The 973-nt window shown below is 40.9% G+C and carries 1 protein-coding gene; it reads left to right on the top strand.

The genetic code is table 11. The annotated features are described in order from the left end of the window. Positions 1-81 precede the first annotated feature (81 nt). Positions 82-873, top strand: coding sequence for a zonular occludens toxin domain-containing protein (locus QVO88_RS08195; RefSeq protein WP_022288009.1), 792 nt, complete (start codon positions 82-84; stop codon positions 871-873). Positions 874-973: the final 100 nt, after the last annotated feature.

Below are 973 nucleotides of genomic sequence, written 5' to 3'. Positions count from 1 at the left end.
ACTGCATAATGCTTTATCTGCTATGGAAGATGTTGTATAACGCTATGATAAGATTTTTCAATCCGAGAAAGTGGTGATAATATGGTTATTTTTGATTATTTCGTCCGTCTGCCTGCCCTCACGGCTTATGTAGCCTACGATAAGGCTACAGCCCTTTACTTCAACTGGAAACAGCTTTTTCAAGGTTGGGGAATACATTTGTATGTTGGCAAGTTTGGAGCAGGAAAAACCTCTCTTATGGTGACTGAGGCGTACAAACTGTGCTGTAAGTATCCGCAACTCCATATCGTCACAAATATCAAGCTTTCGGGCTTTCCCGAATATACAAAGATTTATCCCCTAAACTCTCCGCAGGATATTTTAAACGCCCCGAAAAATACTTTAGTCTTGATAGACGAGATAGGAACAATCTTCAACAGCCGAGATTTTTCGGGCGGTCGCAACAGTGTTCCGAAAAACCTTTATCAGCATTTGTGTCAATGCAGAAAGCGCCGTATGATGATACTTGCCACAGTTCAGCGGTTTAACCTCTTAGACAAGCAGATACGTGATATAACCGCTGATGTTACCGCCTGCCGAACACATTTCAGACACCCTTTTACACGGCTTATGACAGGCTATAAGTACGATATAGAGGAGTATGAAATGTACTCCGAAAATCATTCATATACGCCTGTGTGTTCGTCCACGGTCACACATTTGCAACGTAACCAGTACCGCAATCTTTACGATACTTCGGAACTTGTAACGAATATGCTCAACAAAGATTACATATCTGATGAAGAAATATTGCGTAATCGTGATAGCGAAAGCAATAATATACCCCTTGACCGCAAACAGAATAAGCGTATGCGTAAGCAAAGCAAATGGTAAAAAAAACACCGCTGAGGTTGCCTTTAGGCTCTCAGCGGTGTTCTATTGTAGTGCTACAATAGATATTGGACAAAATTAAGAAAAAAGAAAAGAGAGATAG

The organism is Ruminococcus sp. CAG:57, assembly GCF_000435935.1.
Classification (GTDB): Bacteria; Bacillota; Clostridia; order Oscillospirales; family Ruminococcaceae; genus Hominimerdicola; species Hominimerdicola aceti.
The sequence above is the reverse complement of the archived record's forward strand: the minus strand, read 5'-3'. Positions and strand labels throughout refer to the sequence as shown.

Coding starts and splice junctions, on each gene's coding strand:
- QVO88_RS08195 (WP_022288009.1), top strand. CDS start 82: ATGGTTATTTTTGATTATTTCGTCCGTCTGCCTGCCCTCACGGCTTAT.